The organism is Chitinophaga sp. W3I9 (assembly GCF_050434025.1).
Classification (GTDB): domain Bacteria; phylum Bacteroidota; class Bacteroidia; order Chitinophagales; family Chitinophagaceae; genus Chitinophaga.
Map to the genome: position 1 here is coordinate 577,778 of NZ_JBNPWC010000001.1, position 19,004 is coordinate 596,781.

General features: G+C 45.9%; 19 protein-coding genes. 10 read left to right on the plus strand and 9 right to left on the minus strand.

What is annotated here, in order from left to right; genetic code table 11:
* The first annotated feature begins 26 nt into the window (after positions 1 to 26).
* The 6 genes from QFZ51_RS02570 to QFZ51_RS02595 all read left to right on the plus strand — a co-directional run bounded on the left by QFZ51_RS02570 (position 27) and on the right by QFZ51_RS02595 (position 4,750).
* Positions 27 to 347, plus strand: a complete 321-nt coding sequence (locus QFZ51_RS02570; protein ID WP_429042852.1) for a hypothetical protein — start codon at positions 27 to 29, stop codon at positions 345 to 347.
* Positions 265 to 2,796 carry a methionine synthase gene (gene metH / locus QFZ51_RS02575; protein ID WP_429042854.1) on the plus strand — a complete coding sequence of 844 codons (2,532 nt, stop codon included), beginning with the start codon at positions 265 to 267 and terminating at the stop codon, positions 2,794 to 2,796. Before QFZ51_RS02570 ends, metH begins: the two co-directional genes overlap by 83 nt.
* 16 nt (positions 2,797 to 2,812) lie before the next feature.
* On the plus strand, positions 2,813 to 3,577 hold the full coding sequence (locus tag QFZ51_RS02580; RefSeq protein ID WP_370908735.1) for an exodeoxyribonuclease III: 765 nt from the start codon (positions 2,813 to 2,815) through the stop codon (positions 3,575 to 3,577).
* 12 nt (positions 3,578 to 3,589) lie between these two features.
* Positions 3,590 to 3,892 carry a DUF4286 family protein gene (locus QFZ51_RS02585; RefSeq protein ID WP_370908736.1) on the plus strand — a complete coding sequence of 101 codons (303 nt, stop codon included), beginning with the start codon at positions 3,590 to 3,592 and terminating at the stop codon, positions 3,890 to 3,892.
* Between the two features lie 316 nt (positions 3,893 to 4,208).
* Complete coding sequence (locus QFZ51_RS02590) at positions 4,209 to 4,478, plus strand: HU family DNA-binding protein (RefSeq protein ID WP_029465307.1); 270 nt, start codon at positions 4,209 to 4,211, stop codon at positions 4,476 to 4,478.
* 152 nt (positions 4,479 to 4,630) lie between these two features.
* The gene (locus QFZ51_RS02595; RefSeq protein WP_079471345.1) at positions 4,631 to 4,750 is read left to right on the plus strand and encodes a 30S ribosomal protein THX; all 120 of its coding nucleotides are present in this window, start codon (positions 4,631 to 4,633) and stop codon (positions 4,748 to 4,750) included.
* Positions 4,751 to 4,825: 75 nt separating this feature from the next.
* Here the strand turns inward: QFZ51_RS02595 and pdxH are convergent, their stop codons facing one another.
* Positions 4,826 to 5,473, minus strand: a complete 648-nt coding sequence (gene pdxH, locus QFZ51_RS02600; protein ID WP_429042858.1) for a pyridoxamine 5'-phosphate oxidase — start codon at positions 5,471 to 5,473, stop codon at positions 4,826 to 4,828.
* A gap of 85 nt (positions 5,474 to 5,558) precedes the next feature.
* Here pdxH and QFZ51_RS02605 point away from each other — a divergent pair, with 85 nt between their 5' ends.
* Complete coding sequence (locus QFZ51_RS02605; RefSeq protein ID WP_429042859.1) at positions 5,559 to 6,677, plus strand: DUF3298 domain-containing protein; 1,119 nt, start codon at positions 5,559 to 5,561, stop codon at positions 6,675 to 6,677.
* Between the two features lie 67 nt (positions 6,678 to 6,744).
* Here the strand turns inward: QFZ51_RS02605 and pyrH are convergent, their stop codons facing one another.
* The 8 genes from pyrH to QFZ51_RS02645 all read right to left on the minus strand — a co-directional run bounded on the left by pyrH (position 6,745) and on the right by QFZ51_RS02645 (position 16,273).
* A complete protein-coding gene (gene pyrH / locus QFZ51_RS02610) occupies positions 6,745 to 7,458 on the minus strand; it encodes a UMP kinase (RefSeq protein ID WP_079471347.1) in 714 nt (237 codons plus the stop codon).
* A 201-nt stretch (positions 7,459 to 7,659) separates the two neighbouring features.
* Positions 7,660 to 8,484 (minus strand): translation elongation factor Ts, encoded by an 825-nt coding sequence (gene tsf / locus QFZ51_RS02615; protein WP_370908739.1) that lies wholly within the window; start codon positions 8,482 to 8,484, stop codon positions 7,660 to 7,662.
* Between the two features lie 133 nt (positions 8,485 to 8,617).
* Positions 8,618 to 9,613 carry a 30S ribosomal protein S2 gene (rpsB, locus tag QFZ51_RS02620; RefSeq protein WP_370908740.1) on the minus strand — a complete coding sequence of 332 codons (996 nt, stop codon included), beginning with the start codon at positions 9,611 to 9,613 and terminating at the stop codon, positions 8,618 to 8,620.
* Positions 9,614 to 9,705: 92 nt separating this feature from the next.
* Positions 9,706 to 10,095: a 30S ribosomal protein S9 gene (rpsI, locus tag QFZ51_RS02625; protein WP_079471350.1), complete on the minus strand. Its 390-nt coding sequence runs from the start codon at positions 10,093 to 10,095 to the stop codon at positions 9,706 to 9,708.
* 14 nt (positions 10,096 to 10,109) lie between these two features.
* Positions 10,110 to 10,553 (minus strand): 50S ribosomal protein L13, encoded by a 444-nt coding sequence (rplM, locus tag QFZ51_RS02630; RefSeq protein WP_079471351.1) that lies wholly within the window; start codon positions 10,551 to 10,553, stop codon positions 10,110 to 10,112.
* A 269-nt stretch (positions 10,554 to 10,822) separates the two neighbouring features.
* Positions 10,823 to 12,214 (minus strand): RagB/SusD family nutrient uptake outer membrane protein, encoded by a 1,392-nt coding sequence (locus QFZ51_RS02635; RefSeq protein WP_370908741.1) that lies wholly within the window; start codon positions 12,212 to 12,214, stop codon positions 10,823 to 10,825.
* 17 nt (positions 12,215 to 12,231) lie between these two features.
* Positions 12,232 to 15,330: a SusC/RagA family TonB-linked outer membrane protein gene (locus QFZ51_RS02640; RefSeq protein ID WP_429042865.1), complete on the minus strand. Its 3,099-nt coding sequence runs from the start codon at positions 15,328 to 15,330 to the stop codon at positions 12,232 to 12,234.
* 253 nt (positions 15,331 to 15,583) lie between these two features.
* Positions 15,584 to 16,273 (minus strand): zinc metallopeptidase, encoded by a 690-nt coding sequence (locus QFZ51_RS02645; RefSeq protein ID WP_429042868.1) that lies wholly within the window; start codon positions 16,271 to 16,273, stop codon positions 15,584 to 15,586.
* 559 nt (positions 16,274 to 16,832) lie between these two features.
* On the opposite strand from QFZ51_RS02645, the gene radA reads away from it, so the two are divergent.
* The 3 genes from radA to QFZ51_RS02660 are packed head-to-tail and all read left to right on the plus strand — an operon-like array spanning position 16,833 to position 18,927.
* Complete coding sequence (gene radA, locus QFZ51_RS02650) at positions 16,833 to 17,948, plus strand: DNA repair protein RadA (RefSeq protein ID WP_429042870.1); 1,116 nt, start codon at positions 16,833 to 16,835, stop codon at positions 17,946 to 17,948.
* On the plus strand, positions 17,899 to 18,210 hold the full coding sequence (locus tag QFZ51_RS02655) for a magnesium chelatase domain-containing protein (protein ID WP_429042873.1): 312 nt from the start codon (positions 17,899 to 17,901) through the stop codon (positions 18,208 to 18,210). Before radA ends, QFZ51_RS02655 begins: the two co-directional genes overlap by 50 nt.
* Before the next feature lie 27 nt (positions 18,211 to 18,237).
* Entirely contained in the window at positions 18,238 to 18,927 is a 690-nt protein-coding gene (locus QFZ51_RS02660; RefSeq protein WP_429042875.1) for a ComF family protein, read from the plus strand.
* The last annotated feature ends 77 nt before the right edge of the window (positions 18,928 to 19,004 follow it).

Below are 19,004 nucleotides of genomic sequence, written 5' to 3' on the forward strand. Positions count from 1 at the left end.
CTATTTAAACATTACTTACAGCAGAAATGAGCGAAACAACTATAAATAATACAGATATCGTCAACGAACCTATTGTCAGCGAAGAACGCAGGATCATCAAACCCTTTATGCGCCTGAGCGGACTGGAACCTTTGGTGGTAAGACCTGAAACCAACTTCATTAACGTAGGGGAACGTACCAACGTAACCGGCTCCAAGAAATTTGCCCGCCTCGTAAGGGAAGGTCGGACTGTTCGAAGAAGCCCTGTCTGTTGCCCGCCAACAGGTGGAAAGCGGTGCGCAGATCCTCGACGTAAACATGGACGACGCCCTGCTCGACGGGGAAACGGCCATGTCTACCTTCCTTAACCTCCTGGCAGGCGAACCGGATATTTCCCGTATCCCGGTAATGATCGACTCCAGTAAGTTTTCCGTAATTGAAGCCGGGCTGAAATGCGTACAGGGTAAATGTATTGTAAACTCCATCAGCTTAAAGGAAGGAGAAGCCAAATTCATTGAGCAGGCGCATATCTGCAAAAGCTATGGCGCCGCCGTGGTTGTAATGGCCTTCGATGAACACGGCCAGGCCGACACCGAAGATAAAAGGGTCAGCTTCAGTCACCGTGCCTATAAAATACTCACGGAAATAGTAGGATACGATCCCCAGGATATCATCTTCGATCCCAACATCTTCGCCATCGCTACCGGTATCGAAGAACATAATAACTACGCGGTAGAATTCATTAACGCTACCCGCCGCATCAAACAGCTGATGCCCCTGGCAAAAATAAGCGGCGGTGTAAGTAACGTATCCTTCTCTTTCCGCGGTAACGAAACCGTGAGAGAGGCCATGCACTCCGTATTCCTGTTCCATGCCATCAAAGCAGGAATGGATATGGGTATTGTGAATGCCGGGATGCTGCAGATTTATGACGACATAGAACCAACCCTCCGCGAACTTTGTGAGGATGCCATACTAAACAGAAGGGATGACGCTACAGAACGGCTCATACAATTTGCAGAAACCGTTAAAGCCAAAGGAAAAGTAGTAGAGAAAGATGAAACCTGGCGCCTGGGCTCTGTGGAAGACCGCTTAAGCCACGCCCTCGTAAATGGTATCACCGACTATATAGATGGAGATACAGAAGAAGCCCGCCAGAAATACCCGCGTCCGCTGGACGTAATTGAAGGTCCGCTGATGGCTGGTATGAACATCGTAGGCGACTTGTTTGGCAGTGGTAAAATGTTTCTCCCACAGGTGGTAAAAAGCGCCCGCGTGATGAAAAAATCCGTAGCCATCCTCACGCCATATATTGAAGAAGAGAAATTACGCATACAGGCCGAACACGGCGGAGAAATAAAAGCAGCCGGAAAAATCCTGCTGGCCACCGTAAAAGGCGACGTACACGATATCGGTAAAAACATTGTAGGCGTGGTACTGGCCTGCAACGGCTATGAAATCATTGACCTCGGTGTAATGGTACCGGCTGAAAAAATCCTCCAGACCGCCCGCCAGGAAAAAGTGGATATCATTGGCCTGAGTGGCCTCATCACGCCCAGCCTTGATGAAATGGTACACGTGGCCCGCGAACTGAAACGGCAGGATTTCAATATCCCGCTGATCATCGGGGGCGCCACCACCAGCCGCACACATACGGCCGTTAAAATAGCCCAGGAATATGCGCATGGCGTAGTACACGTACTGGACGCGTCCCGCAGCGTAACCGTGACCGGCAGCTTGCTCAATAAAGCACTGAAACCCGGCTTCCTCGCGGGTATACAAACAGAATATCAAAAGCTCAACGAGGCTTTCAAGAATAAAAAACAAACTAAACAATTCCTCCCGATCGCTGCTGCGCAAGCCAATAAAACCGTCATTAACTGGGATACCTTTACCCCGGTAAAACCTAAAATGACCGGCGTAATGAAGTTTGAGAATTACGATCTCGGGGAAATTGCAAAGTATATCGACTGGCAGCCTTTCTTCATTGCCTGGGAACTGCATGGTAAATTCCCGCAGATCCTTACTGATGATGTAGTAGGCGTGGAAGCCACCCGCCTGTTTAATGATGCAAAGGAATTATTAAACAAGGTGATAGAAGAAAAATGGCTGGGTGCCAACGCTGTTATTGGCCTCTTCCCTGCCAGCAGGGTGGCTGCTGACTCTGTGTTGGTAACACCAGAACAACCGGAGATCAAACCGGCACAACTGGAATTCCTCCGTCAGCAGGTAAAGAAAGCACCGGGTCAGCCGAACCTTTCCCTTGCAGATTTCATTGCTCCCGCGGAATCCGGCAAAACCGACTATATCGGCGGCTTTGCGGTAACTACCGGTGTTGGCATTGAAAAGTGGCTGGATAAATTCAAAGCGGAACACGACGACTATAACAGCATCATGCTGAAAGCACTGGCCGACAGGCTCGCAGAAGCCTTCGCAGAACTGATGCACGAACGTGTACGTAAAGAGTTCTGGGGATATGCTACCGAAGAACACCTGAGCAACGAAGACCTCATCAAGGAAGCCTATGCAGGTATCCGTCCGGCGCCGGGATATCCCGCCTGCCCCGACCATACCGAAAAATGGAAGTTGTTTGATCTGCTGAACGCTACCGAGAACACCGGTATTACCCTTACCGAATCACTGGCGATGTACCCCGCCTCCAGTGTAAGCGGTTGGTATTTTGCCAACCCGGAAGGCAAATATTTCGGCCTCGGAAAAATTGAAAAAGACCAGGTGATAGACTACGCTGCCCGCAAAAACTGGACAGTGGAAGAAGCTGAACAATGGCTCCGTCCAAACCTCGAATACGATATCTAAAAGCATTACAGCCAACATGAGAATCATATCTTACAATGTGAATGGCCTGAGGTCAGCCATGACTAAAGGCTTCACAGAATGGTTACAAACAGATCCCGCTGATATTATCTGCCTGCAGGAGATAAAGGCCCACCAGGAAAATATCGACTTTCAGCAATTCGACAACCTTGGCTATGCGCATTACTGGTATCCCGCGCAAAAGAAAGGATACAGCGGAGTAGCAGTGCTCACCCGTATTAAACCCGACTTTGTGCAGTATGGCAGTGGCCACGGACAAAGCGATCTGGAAGGCCGCTTTATAAGGCTTGATTTCGGCAATATTACCCTGATCAATACTTACTTCCCATCCGGTACCAGCGGCGAGCTGCGTCAGACCTATAAGTACCAATGGCTGGAAGAGTTTTTTCAATACCTTGAAGAGTTAAAGAAAACCCGCCCGAACCTGGTTGTATGCGGCGATTACAATATCTGCCACAAGCCAATAGATATCCATGATCCCGTGAGTAACAAGAACTCCACCGGCTTTTTGCCGGAAGAACGGGCGTGGATGGACCGCTTCTTTGAAAGCGGCTTTGTAGACAGCTTCCGTCATTTTAATACGGATCCCCATCAGTACAGCTGGTGGAGCTTCCGGGCTAATGCAAGGAACAATAACAAAGGCTGGCGTATTGATTATATCAACGTTTCCGCTCCACTGAAAGAACAGCTCAAACATGCCACTATTTACCAACAGGTAAAGCACTCGGATCATTGTCCGGTATTTGTGGAGCTGGCCGTATAAATAAAGAGGCGTATGATTATATATAATGTAACCACCAAAGTAGCCACAGATACATATTTACAGTGGATGCAATGGTTGCGGGAAGAACATATTCCGGCAATGCTGGCCACCGGATTATTCCGTGATTACCGCATCAGCCGCCTGCTGGAACAGGATGATGAAGAGGGTCCTACCTATGTTGTGCAATATTTTGCAGACAGCCTGGACGACTATCAATCCTTTGCAGACCAGCACCAACAGGCCCTGCGGCAAAGAGGATATGACCTTTTCGGCGATCGTTTTATTGCCTTTAACACCGTAATGGAGGTGCTGTAAGTAAGGGATCTTTACTAAACTTATCCACAGGAAATCCACTATTTTCGGGGTGTCAGGAGTCTGGTACAATAGTTGGTTCGATCCTGCGTTAATAGTAAAAAAGCATGCAAACATGCCACGGTACAGGGTTCTATGCGATTCTGCTAAAGGGGAGTCCTTTAGCAGATAAAAGACCAATCAGCTGTAACCGTTACCAGTAGCGTTTTTCAGCCGATAAAATTTTCTATAAAAAAGCTGTAAAAAATTTGGTAATCTGATAAAACGCGCTATATTTGCTCACATCAAACATTTTTTCACTAGTTAAATCTTACTAACTATGAACAAAGCCGAATTAATCGACAAGCTTGCTAAAGATGCAGCTATTACCAAAACCCAGGCTAACGAAGCTCTGGACTCTTTCACCAAAGCTGTTGCTGATACCCTGAAAAAAGGTGGTAAAGTAACTTTGGTTGGTTTCGGTACTTTCTCCGTTTCTAAACGTGCAGCACGTAACGGTAGAAACCCACAAACCGGTCAGATCATCAAGATCAAGGCTAAGAAAGTTGCTAAGTTCAAGGCTGGTAAAGCTTTATCCGACAAGCTCTAATCAGTTAACACAACTTATTCAAGCAAGGAACAGTTATGTTTCTTGCTTTTTTTTTATATCAAACGGCCAGTACTACGCTATTTCATCGAATTGCAGTATTTTGCAGCCTGATAACATCATATTTAACAACAACAAACTTCAAATTATTCGTTATGGGTAGAGGAGATATTAAAACCAAAAAAGGTAAGATCTTCAGTAAATCTTTCGGTAAGGTTAGATCTGCAAAGACCAGGAAAAATACTGCCGCAAAAGCTGCTGCACCAAAAGCTTAATTTTACGCTTTAGTAAAATGCCGCTAAGATTATTCACATAATCTTAGCGGCATTTTTATTTTAACACCTGGAATATCATGGAGCCAGCCGCTCAATTTTCCAGCCGCCTTCCGGCAGTAATGTATACAGGATCCTGTCGTGCAACCGGCTGCTTCTCCCCTGCCAGAATTCCATCACCTGTGGCTTCACCACATAACCTCCCCAGTAATCAGGCCTCTGGGGGGCCTCCTGCTGGTATTTTGCCGCTACCTGGTCTACCTGTTCCTCCAGGAAAGTACGGTCCGGAATGACCTTGCTTTGCGGCGAAGCGATAGCGCCAATCCGGCTGCCTTCCGGCCGGCTGTTGTAATATTCATTACTCACCGATACCGGCGCCTTACTAACGGTACCCTCTATACGAACCTGCCGTTCCAACTCCCGCCAGAAAAACAACAAACTAACATGTGGATTCTCTGCCAGCTCCTGTCCCTTACGGCTTTCGTAATTGGTAAAAAACAAAAAGCCATCCTCATCAAAGCTTTTTAATAATACAATCCTGGCAGACGGGCGGCCATCCGCCGTACTGGTGGCCAGTGTCATGGCATTGGCTTCATCAATTTCACTGGTGATCGCATCCTGCCACCATTTCCCGAACTGGGACAAGGGGTAAGGCGCCACCTCGCTTTCATCCAGGGAAGCCAGTTTATAATCTTTTCGTAAATCAGCTATTTTCTGGTTCAACATGGTCTGTTATTTTTATGATTCAAACGGGTACTCAAAGGTATGGAAGGATAATAGTAATTTTGAGGTACCTGATATAAATCATACTATGAAAAGAGTTTCTCTACTGGTACTGCTGATAGCTGTTGTACTCCTCTCCTGTAACACACAGAATAACAACAACAGCAAGGCACCGGCTAACACCGCCAACCTGGTTGTACCACTGGCTTCTACTCCCCTGTTCTATACACAGCTCAAAGGAAAACTGGGCGATAAAGAAATTACCATGCAATTGCTGAAAACCGCGCCCCACCTGTTCCGCGGTTACTATTGCGATGATAGCACCGGTCAACCCATTCCTTTGTGGGGCACCCTGGATTCAACCCTGGCAAACATCTATGAAGAAACCAATAACAGTTCGGAAGACCGCCTCTTCAGCGGCTATCTTTCTGACGACGGAAAATTCAAAGGTGTATGGCATGGCAACGGCACTTCTTATCATTTTGAGCTGCACACCGATCTGAAAAACGCCGTACCCCTGAAAGTATTCTACCAGATTGATTCTGCAAAGCTGGCGCCGTCCATGGCCCAGTCACCGGCAGGCACCGTGTCCAACAGTATCATATGGCCCGACTCCCTGGTGGATAGCACCACCGCCCGGTTTATTATCGGTCAGGTAACTGGGAACAGCCGGGCTGCCGACCCGCAGAAATTCCTGAGAAAAGGAATCGACTCCTTTATCCTGATCTACCGATATTCGGCCAAAGATGCCGACAGCACAACGTTTAATGATAACACCACTGCCGCGTCGTGGAACTGGACCACTGATAACGACATGAAAGTAGTGTATAACACCTGGCCTCTACTGGTGATAGAAAAGTATGCTTACAACTTTACCGGCGGGGCCCATGGCAACTGGGGCGCCACCTATTACACACTGGACCTGTCGAAACGTAAAGTGCTTACTCCCGACGATATTTTTAAATCAGGCTATAAAGAAACGCTGAGCGGCTTGCTGGATAAAGCTTTCAGGAAACGGTTCAATATGAGTGAAGAAGATGCACTGGATCAGCACCTGCTGGTAAAAAACATCCCTCCGAATAATAATATGATTGTTACCGGCAAGGGAGTAGCGTTTAGTTATGTGCCCTACGAGATCGGGCCATATGCACTGGGCCAGGTAACTTTATACATCCCGCTTGCGGAGATGAAGAGTATATTAAAATAGCAGCCGTTTGACGACATAAAAAAGCAGCGAAGAACAAATGCTCTTCGCTGCTTTTTTATGCGTTTACTTATCCCTTTACTAAAGTACCCACATTTTTACCCATGATCACGTTCAGGAGGTTACCCTGACGGTTCATATCAAACACGATAATAGGCAGCTTATTTTCCTGGCAAAGGGTAAAGGCTGTCATATCCATCACGTTGAGGGATTTCTGGTATACTTCTGAGAAAGTAATGGTTTCGTAGCGGGTGGCTGTTTTATCTTTTTCAGGATCCGCGGTATAGATTCCATCTACACGGGTTCCTTTGAGGATTACATCGGCCTGAATTTCTATAGCGCGTAAGGAAGCGGCGGTATCAGTGGTAAAGTACGGGTTACCGGTACCTCCTCCGAAAATTACTACACGGCCTTTTTCCACGTGGCGGATAGCGCGGCGGCGGATATAGGGTTCTGCGATCTGTTCCATTTTGATGGCAGATTGGAGACGGGTATAAAGTCCCACTCTTTCCAGGCCGCTTTGGAGCGCCATACCATTAATAACGGTAGCGAGCATTCCCATGTAATCTCCCTGGGCTCTTTCAATACCGGTATCGGCTTCGTTCATTCCGCGGTAGATATTACCTCCGCCTATAACGATGGCTACCTGAACTCCCAGATCGGTAACTGCCTTAATATCGTAGGCATACTGAGATATCACCTTCGGATCAATACCATAATTTGCATCCCCCATGAGGGCCTCACCGCTCAATTTGAGTAAAATACGCTTATACTTTGGCAACATGACGCTATAAAATATTGTAAGATTGTGATTTTCCTAATACTGATTACGGTATTCTAATATACAACTTAAATGCAGAAAGGAGGAAAGGAAGAAAAAAATGCCTTTTCTGATACCTGTTTACTGTCCTTTTATGTGTATGATTAGTTATGCGCAAAAAAAAGGAGAGAAACGAATTCTCTCCTTTTTTTTGATATGTTTTTCTTAACCTAAAGCAATTCGCTTAAAGCCAGTTACTTTCAGGTCAGCATCTACTGATTTCAGGTAATCCGCTACTGACTTGTTATTGTCCTTAACAAAAGCCTGTTGCAGCAGGGTGCTTTCTTTGAAGAATTTATTTACTTTACCGGCAGCGATCTTTTCCGCCATTTCAGCAGGTTTGCCTTCTGCTTTCACCTGTTCAACAGCGATTTCTTTTTCGCGGGCGATCAGTTCAGCAGGAACGCTGTCAGCATCTACTGCGATAGGACTCATTGCTGCGATCTGCATAGCGATATCTTTACCTACTTCTTCAGAAACAGGCTTAGAGAAAGCAACCAGTACACCCATACGGTAGTTACCGTGAATGTAAGAGGTTACGCCACCAGCTTCAACGAATTCAAATTTATTGAGGGTGATTTTTTCACCGATTTTTGCAACCTGGTCGTTTACTTTATCAGCAACGCTCGCGCCATCCAGTTGAGCGGCATTCAGGTCTTCAACGGTTTTGATACCGTTAGACAGTGCCAGGTCAACGATTGACTGTGCAAATTTTACGAAGTCTTCGTTTTTGGCAACGAAATCAGTTTCACAACCCAGACCCACGATAACACCGGATTTACCATCTGCTGATGTTTTAGCGATGATAACGCCTTCTTTGGTTTCACGATCGGAACGTAAAGCGGCCACTTTCTGACCTTTCTTACGCAGATAGTCTACTGCTTTTTCAAAATCGCCATCACTTTCTACCAGTGCCTTTCTGCAATCCATCATACCAGCACCAGTTTGCTGACGCAGTTTATTTACATCAGCTGCTGTAATTGTTGCCATGAGCTATAATTAGTTTAATTGTTGTAAAAATTATTGCAAGTACTTAATCTGCTTTCAGCTATTAGCCTTTAGCTGTTAGAGACCATCATGGTTGAACTAACTGCTAAAGGCTAATAGCTAAAAGCTTAAAATATTATCTTCCGCCGCCTGGTTTTCTAGGACCGCTGCTGCCGGCACCAGATGGACGACGTTGTCCGCCTGCTGCACCGCCACCACGGTTAGGACCGCCACCGCCACGGTTAGCGCCGCCACCCTGGCCACCAGGACCACGGCCGCCGCCACCACGGTTAGCGCCACCGGGACCGCCTGGACCACGACCACCACCTGGTGCTCCTGGTTTGCGACCTCTTTCACGGTCTTCACCACCTTCAACTTCAAATTTGCGTGCTTTATCGTCTGCTTCTTCTTCTTCCTCTACTTCTTCAGATTTCTCTGTAGCTCTTTCAGAAAGACCTTCAGCGATAGCTGCACAGATGTAGCTGGTGATGATAGCGATAGATTTAGTAGCATCGTCATTCGCAGGGATAGCGAAATCTACTTTAGTAGGATCGGAGTTGGTATCCACCATACCGAAAGTAGAAATACCCAGACGCTTAGCTTCTGCCAGTGCAATGTGTTCGTGGCTGATATCAACCATAAACAGCGCTGCCGGTACACGTGCCAGTTGGGCAATACCACCCAGCACTTTCTCCATTTTCTCTTTATCGCGGCTTAAAGTAAGACGTTCTTTCTTGGTAATGTTATCGAATGTACCGTCCTGCAGCATTTTTTCAATGCTCTGCATTTTCTTTACACTCTTACGGATCGTAGAGAAGTTAGTGAGCATACCACCTAACCATCTTTCAGTTACGAAAGGCATGTTGATGTTACGCGCAGCATCTGCCACGATTTCTTTCGCCTGCTTTTTAGTAGCAACGAACATGATCTTCTTACCGCTCTTAGCGATAGATTTCAGGGCAGCTGCTGCTTCCTGTAATCCTTCTACGGTTTTGTTCAGATCAATGATATGAATACCTTTCTTTTCTGCGAAAATATAAGGCAGCATCTTGGGATTCCACTTTTTCTTCAGGTGACCGAAGTGAACACCTGCCTCCAGTAACTGCTGCTGCAATGAGGTATTATTTTCCATGTTTATATTGCTCAATTAAAAGGATCAAATAATGTTTAGCTTTTAGCATCCGGCGAATTAGCCCGGAGCTAACGGCCAATAGCTCAAAAATATTAGCGTTTAGAGAACTGGAAGCTTCTTCTTGCTTTCGCTTTACCTGGTTTCTTACGTTCAACTCCACGTGGATCGCGTTTCAGCAAACCTGCAGCTTTCAATGCAGGACGGAACTCAATGTTCACTTCGCATAAAGCACGGGCAATACCCAGCTTAATAGCTTCTGCCTGACCTTTGATACCACCACCCTGTGCATTCACTTTCACATCAAATTTATCGAGCGCCTCGATAGTTTTGAAAGGCAGTTCCACCTGGTTCTGCAGGTAGATCAAAGAAAAGTAGTTTTTATAATCTTTGTCGTTAACTGTAATGTTACCGGTACCCTTGTTGATATAAACACGGGCAACAGCTTCCTTACGACGACCTATTGTATTTTTTTGCTTTTCCATGTATCAGAGAAAAATTAGAAAGTTAATGGTTGTGGTTTCTGCGCAGCATGAGGATGTTCAGCACCAGCATATACAAATAATTTTTTGTACATCGCACGGCCCAGACGGTTTTTAGGCAACATACCTTTAACAGCCTTTTCGATCAACACTTCAGGACGGCGACGGATCAGGTCCTTTGCTAATTCGATTCTCTGACCACCTGGGAAACCAGTGTAGTGCATGTATTCTTTTTCCTGCATTTTATTGCCGGTCAGGGCAATCTTCTCTGCATTGATTACGATGATATAATCACCACAATCAGTATGAGGCGTATAGTATGGCTTGTTTTTACCTCTCAGGATAGCAGCCATCTTAGCAGCAACTCTTCCCAGTGTCAGGTTTGTTGCATCTACTATATGCCAGTCACGCTTTACGTAAGCGTCGTTAGCCGATTTAGTTCTGAAACTTAATGTATTCATTGTTGTATACGATAAAAATTACGTCTTGTAAACAATTCCCCGATTATGGGGAGTGCAAAGGTACATTGCCCATTCTTAATAACCATACATTTTAGGGACTTTTTTACGGGGCACCTTTGCAATAGATTGATTTTCAATAAAAAATTTGTATAAAAGTTATTAACAGCAAGTACCGGCACGGTTAATAACTGCTTTTTTTCTCATATAAATGAATAAAAAAAGGGCGCCTGAGCGCCCTTACTGTTTTATATTATATTATATAATACTTTTTAATACCCGGGGTTCTGCTGTCCGGTCAATTTACCCTGACTGGCATCTATTTCCCGCTGGGGAACAGGCAACACCAACTTATTATCATCGTAGCTCTTGTTGCCGATATTCCTCTTTAATCTTTTAAATGTCCATAACTTATCCCCCTCAAACAACAACTCGCGTACACGCTCATCCGCCACCTGGTCTGCAGTAACGGCCGCCAGCTGCGAAGCATTGGACCTCGCTCTTATTTCATTGACATCCTCCAAAGGAGGCGCACCAACAGCTGTTCCCGCACGAAGATTAGCCTCCGCACGGGTGAGCAGGATCTCCGCATAGCGTACCACCGGGATCACTTTGTACTGGCGCTGCCATTTGGTAGTATAAGTACCGCTGCCTACATTGATACCGCGGTCAAGATACGTAAAGGTTCTGCGTGCATCACCACTCTCAAAACCAGGCACAACGGTCAGGTCAACGGTAATATCACCCCTGCCTGAAAATCCCCTGCCCGCATAGAAAGTTTGCAGACCGTTATTGGAAGTACCCGCATTGCTCTGAGCAGTTTGCTGAATAGCAAAAATATCTTCAGAAGTATTAATAACACTGTTGAACGCCTTATCATAAGCATTATTCAGTGTATAGGCACCGCTCTGAATTATAGAATCAGCCATCGCTACTGCCTCGGTATATTTTGCTTCAGCCAGGTATACCCTCGACAGGAAAGCATATGCAGCATATTTGTTTGCACGGCCTTCGCTGCCATTGTCTTCCGGCAAATTAGTGGCGGCATCCTGCAAATCCGCTACCACCTGTTTGTATACAGCATCTACAGTAGCCCTGCCCTGATAGCCTTTGGGAAGATCAGCAATATCAGTGATGGCATCTGTTACCAGCGGCACCGCCAGGTTAGTAGTAATATTACCGGCAGAATATGGCTTGCCATATAAATTAACCAGGTAGAAGTAAATCATCCCCCTGATAAATTTGGCCTCGGCCAGTATTGCCGGACGCTCGTCTTCCGGCACCAGGTTGATCTTGTTTATGGCAAGATTAATATTATTAATAGTAAAGTAACTACGTCTCCAGATCTCTTCTGCGATATCACTGGTAGCGTCCTGGGTTTTGGAATCATATTGCCCGTAGTTAAAAAAGGTTCCGCGAAAACTCAACTCTCCATTACCAGCCAGCAGATCAGGAATCAATATCAATCTTTCCCCCAGGGAACTTGAATTTTGCAGGTTGGTATATGCGCCCATTAAAACGCCCCGCACATCATCTGCCGTTTTAATCTGGTCAGGAACAATGTCCTTACCAGGCGTCACGTCCAGTTTTTTATTACATGCTGAGAACGTAGCCACTGCTACCACCAACATTATTGCGCTGATATATTTGTTATAGATTTTCATCTTTTCTCTTTTAAAGCTTAAAATTTAACATTCAGTCCCACTGTGATCTGCCTGGCCTGTGCCGGTGTGTAATAATCAATACCACCACCAATATTATCAGGTTCACCGGCTGTGCTATATGAAGCACCGGAGTTCACTTCCGGATCGCCATCGAAATTGGTGATTGTCCAGAGATTGTATCCGGCTACATATACACGCAGGCTGGATATTTTAAGCGTGTTCACCACACTCTTTGGCAGTGTATAGCCCAGTGTTAATGCTTTCAGACGCACATAAGAACCATCAGAAATCCAGCGGCTGGATAAGCCCGCGGCAGAACTTCCATCAGCAAACGCTTGTGTTAACCGTGGCACATCGGTGATGTCGCCTGGCTTTTGCCATCTTTTCAGAATAGTGCTGCGTTGGTTGTCGTAACCGGCAAAACTATTGTCCTGGTATTGACCTGCACGGTTAAAGATGTCATTACCCTGCACAAAAGAGAAGAACGCACTGAGGTCAAAGCCGTAACCGGTAAAGGTATTGGTAAGACCACCCGTCCAATCAGGATTGGATTTTCCAACTACTACACGTGGCGCATTCGAATAATCGGTGGTGCCCTTACCGGTAGAATCCTGGTATAAAGCGTCTCCGGTAGCCGGATCCACACCCACAAATTTGGGCATAAAGAATACACCGATAGGTTGGCCTTCCACCGCGCGTTGTTCTTTAGCCGGACTTTCTATGATCTGTCCGTTCAGGTTTTTAACCCTGTTCTTATTATAGGCAAGGTTCAGGGTGGTGGTCCATTTAAAGTTACGGGTGTCTATATTCACACTGTTCAGGAGAATTTCAACTCCTTTATTTTCCATCTTTCCAACGTTCAGGTACTGGAACTCATAACCCGTGGAATATGGCAGATTGGCTCTCAACAGCAGGTCGGAAGTTTGCTTGTTATAATAATCCACTTCACCACTTAACCTGTTGTCAAATAATCCGAACTCAAGGCCAACATCAAACTGCGCTGTTTTTTCCCATTTCAGATTAGAGTTACCCATCTGGCTTGGTCTGTAACCAGGCAGGAAAGGATAAGCCGTTGTTTCCAGCAAAGTGAGGTACCTGTTTTCGCCGATTTCAGCGTTACCGGTATTACCATAGCTCGCGCGGAGTTTCAGGTAATTAAGGGTTTTATTTTCTTTAAGAAAATCTTCTTCAGAGATAATCCAGCCCAGGGATCCTGCAGGGAATACACCATAACGGTTATTAGGTCCGAAACGGGAAGATCCGTCTGAGCGTATGCTGAAGGAAGCAATATACTTGTTATTGAAAGCATAGTTGGCTCTCAGGAAGTAGGAAAGAAAGGTATAACGTTGTACTTCAGAAGAACCAAAAACGATAGATCCTGCTGCAGATACTGTTTTCACAAGATCAGAAGGAAGGTATTCACCTTGTACCTGGGTGCGGGATAAATCATTCTGCAGATAACTCATACCAATGGTGGTACTCAGCGAATGCTTTGTGCCGAGATTTGGTGTGAATGTAAAATAGTTGTTGGTATTAAGGCCCACATTCTGCGTAAAGTAGGATTGTGCAAAACCCTTTCCAATGGCATCTGATGCCAGCCTGCTGATAAACTGATCTTCCGTGAGGTTGGTGATATCTGTTCCAAGCTCTGAACGGAAGCTTAATGAAGGCAGGATCCTGTAGTTCAGGAACACATTGCCGAGGGTTCTGAAAGTAACCTGTTTATCCCTGTTATACTGCGCATCATACAAACCGTTTGAATAAAGCACATTGTCGTTGTTAATAGTACCATCCTCATAATAGAGTGGCGACAATGGCGATTGTGCTACCAGCTGACCTGGTGTGGAGAATATGTTATCATTCGCTACCCTGTCCAGCTGTGTACGGCTTACATTCAGGTTCATACCAAATGAAAGCTTGTCTGTAGCGCTATGTTCAAGGTTAAGGCGGCCGCCATAACGCTGGAACTTGTTGTTTATCACAATAGCTTCCTGGTTGTTATAAAATCCGGAAACGAAGAACTTTGTTTTTTCGGTTCCTCCTGTGGCAGAAAGGTCAATCTGGTTAGTGTGGGCAACATCCCGGTACGACAAGTCTTCCCAGTTAGTACCTGCACCCGGGTTGTGCCAGTCCTTTCCAACAGTCAGATAAGGGAATAAGCCATAGTCGGGGTTTTCAAGTCCGTCTTTAAACGCAGCAATTGCCTCTTCTACTGTAGCATATTCGGGATTATCGGGGTCTTGTGTAGCAAAAGCGGTTCTGCCATCATTGGTAGCTGCTTCTTCGAGCAGGTCTACATATTGCTGTGCGTTTAAGAATCCTCTTTTACGGGTTGGTTTACCCCAGCTGCTGGCTGCATTCAGCTCCAGCCTTGTTTTCTCACCTGTTTTACCTTTTTTGGTAGTGATCAGGATAACACCGTTAGAACCGCGTGCACCATAGATGGCGGATGCGGCAGCATCTTTCAGTACTTCAACGGACTCAATATCGTTGGGGTTTATGTCGGCCAGGGGATTGGTGGGGTCATTATTTACGTCAGAGCTGCTTACAGACAATACGGGCATTCCATCCACCACATACAGCGGCTGGCTGTTGGCAGAAACGGAAGAAGTACCGCGCACGCGTACTTTCATTGCCTGGCCTACTTTACCACTACCGGATTCAATGACCACGCCGGGCGATTTACCCTGGATGGCCGATTCAAAGCTCACTACCGGCTGATTCTCGATTTCCTTCGCCGCAATTTTACTTACTGCGCCGGTTACCTCCCGCTTGCTTTGCGTACCATAACCTACTACCACTACTTCAGAAAGCTCTTTGTTACCGGTTCCCAGCTCGGCATTTACCACCTGCTGATCGCCTACAACCACTTCTTTATCACCATAGCCAACAAAGGAGAAGACCAATGTGGTTCCTTTTGCGGGAACGTTCAGTTTATATGTTCCGTCGGAGGCAGTGACGGTTCCTATAGTGCCGTTTTTAATTTTGACAGTAACGCCGGGCAGGGCGCTGCCGTCTTTCTGGTCGGTAACTTTACCGGTAACTGGTTTGGACTGGGCAAACGAAAGCATGCAAAATAGCAATAGGATGCCCATAAACGAGAAGGATCGTATCATGGTTCTTAGTTTAGATTTGGTTTAATGTCAGCAGGCTGAACTATTTGATTGAATGATTTGGTTGAAATGCTACATCGGGCTCAACTCTCATATAAGCAAAAACACGGGAAACTGGTTAATCGTCATCCGTATGGTAAAACTAAAAAATATTTTCTGTTTTTCTTAACAAAATGTTAAATCGCTTATTTACAGGTTATTAAACGATAAAAGGCGACCAAAGGCCGCCTTTTATCAATATAACAATATTATTTAATTAGTCCCTGCTTCTTGCCCCGGTGTATATCAAAATATAATATACCAGCGTGGCAATGGAAGCAAGTGCCGCTACCACGTAGGTCATGGCAGCCCACCAGAGGGCGTTTTTTGCCTTATCGTGTTCCTCCTTGCGCATAATAGTGGTATTATCCAGCCAGGCCAGCGCCCTGCGGGACGCGTCGAACTCCACAGGCAGCGTTACCACCGAAAATAGCGTGGTGAGGGCAAAAAGGATAATACCCCCCAATAACAGCTGCGGGAAGGTATTTATGAGGAGGATACCGGCCAGCAATACCCATGAAACGATATTGGAGCTGAACTGAACAATCGGTACCAGCGTGGACCGGAGGCCCAGCCAGGGATAGGCTGCCGCATGCTGCACCGCATGTCCGCACTCGTGGGCGGCCACTGCCGCAGCGGCTACATTGGCGCCATTGTACACATCGGGGCTCAGATTCACCGTTTTATCGGCCGGGTTGTAGTGATCCGACAGAAATCCGTCTGTTTCACGTACCTGAACGCCGTATATCTGATTGTCTTTCAGCATCTTCTCTGCAATTTGCTTACCGGTTAAACCGGAAGAGGTGGGTATTTCGCTGTAAGCCCGGAACTTACTTTTGAGTACGAAGCTTACCAGCAGGCTGATCCCCACAAAAATCAACGATAAAAACATGATTCCAGGTGTCATAATGATAAATGTTAGGCGGTCTTATGGCACAAATATCTCACCAGATCATCCCTTTTAAGGTTTATTTAGCACTTGACTGCCAACCCTGCTTTTTGTCTGTAAATTATAAATTTAACACTGCCATTATGGCGTTAAAATAATTTTTCTGTGCGAAAAAGCGCCTGTTTGTCATTTACAAAAATGTGTTTTATTAAATTTTATTTATATACAAAAATCATCAACATCAACCCTATTTATCAACATTTTACGAGCCCCCAATGAAAGTAATATTAGATAAAAACAACCCCTGAAACAAGCGATGGCAGCCACTTTCTTAGATCAGGCAAATACCCCAAAAGTTATTCACATCAATTAAATAAACTTTTTTATTCTGAAGCCATTTTGTAATTTAGACCTGAATTTAATGGGTTAGTAAGTAGAAAGAGTCAGCGGAATCTTCCGTTTGGCTCTTTTCTCTTTTTATACCTCTTCCTCTCCTTTTTTAACACTTCTCTTCTTATCATTTCGGTTCAATAAACGTAAAAACGTTACTTTGTAACGCATCTTTTTTATGAAAATTATGAGTAAAATTAAAACCGCTTTTTTCTGTCAGAATTGTGGATATGAATCAGCGAAATGGAATGGAAAATGTCCGAGTTGCGGAGAATGGAATACGTTTGTGGAAGAAAGAGTGCAAAAAGACATTCCACTTAAACAAGCTGAATGGAAAAACAATGATACCTCCTCTCCCCGGACACACAAAATAATTAACCTCTCGGAAGTCGTTGCGAAAGATGAAGAAAGAATATTAACACCAGATAATGAATTGAACCGTGTGCTGGGAGGCGGCATAGTAGCGGGTTCGCTGGTATTGGTTGGCGGAGAGCCCGGCATCGGGAAGTCAACACTCTTCCTTCAGAACGCATTACAGCTGAAGCATATCAAAACACTTTATATCAGCGGCGAAGAAAGTGAACAACAGATAAAAATGCGGGCCGACCGCATCCAGAATTCCAATGAACAATTCTATCTGCTTACAGAAACTTCTACGCAGACAATCTTCCAGGAAATTAAAAAATTACAACCACAACTGGTCATTGTCGATTCTATTCAAACACTGCATTCACCATTTATAGAATCTGCGCCGGGAAGCGTATCACAAATCAGGGAAACTACTGCCGAATTACAACGCTTCGCCAAAGAAAGTAATACCCCGGTTTTTCTCATCGGACACATTACCAAAGATGGCTCCATTGCAGGGCCGAAAGTGCTGGAACACATGGTGGATACGGTTTTACAGTTCGAAGGCGACCAACATTACGCCTATCGCATTCTCCGTACCATCAAAAACAGGTTCGGTTCTACCGCCGAACTGGGTATTTATGAAATGACCGGCACCGGGCTCCGGCAAGTTACCAACCCTTCAGAAATCCTCATTTCACAAAGGGAAGATCTCCTGAGCGGTGTAGCCATTTTCTGCCACCATGGAAGGAATGCGCCCGCTCCTGGTAGAAGTACAGGCACTCGTTACACAATCCGTTTACGGTACCCCGCAACGTACCGCCACAGGGTTCGACCTGCGCAGGCTGCAACTGCTGCTGGCCGTACTCGAAAAACGCGGCGGATTTCACTTCGGGGTAAAAGATGTGTTCCTCAATATCGCCGGCGGCATCCGCGTGGAGGACCCCGCCATTGACCTCGCCGTGTTATGCGCCTTGCTTTCATCTTATGAAGACAATGCCATTTCACCCAAAATCTGTTTTTCGGGAGAAGTAGGCCTCAGCGGTGAAATAAGAGCCGTAAACCGCATTGAACAACGCATTGCAGAAGCAGAAAAACTTGGCTTCGAGAAAATATTTATCTCCCGTTACAACAAAAAAGGAATTGATTTCAGTAAATTCCATATCGAAGTAATTGCTGTAGGGAGAGTAGAAGAAGTATACCAGCGGTTATTCTGATTACCACATATCTTTAAAAACCATTCGATGCTCACCAGTTTGTTTTCCCCACTGGTTCATCTGTTCTATCCGCATTGCTGTGAGCTGTGCGGCACTGATCTGCATCAAACAGATGAACTGTTATGCCTGCGCTGCGTGCAGGCCCTACCCCTCACCCATTTCCAGCGTTACGCCAATAATCCCGTAGCGCAGATCTTCAACGGAAGGGTACCTGTACAACAGGCCACTGCCACTTATTATTATAACCAGTCGTCCGGTTTGCAACACCTGATCCACCGGTTTAAATACGGACAACGTCCGGATATTGCTACCTGGCTTGGTAAACAAACCGGTTACCAGCTGCAGGAAAGCGCCTGGATCAGCACCGTCGATTTTGTGGCGCCGGTTCCACTCAATCCCCGCAAGGAAAAAAAACGTGGCTATAACCAGGCCACCCTGCTGGCCAATGGCATTGCGCAGGTAATACAGCTGCCGGTACATCCGGCCACTCTCCGCAGGGAACAGTTCACCGCCACCCAAACAAAAAAGGGACGAACGGATCGCTGGGAGAACGTGGCCACCGCCTTCAGTGCCAATGGCAACCTTTCAGCCGGATCGCACGTACTACTGGTCGATGATGTTATTACCACCGGCGCCACCACCGAAGCCTGCTCCAGGGCCCTTCAACAGGCGGGCGCCCGGGTAAGCATCTGCTGCCTTGCCTATGCCTGGAAATGAGACGGCTAAATTCTTCTCTTTTTTTATTCCGGGAATGCTAACTTTACAAATACAGCCCCGCGCTGGATTTTAATCTG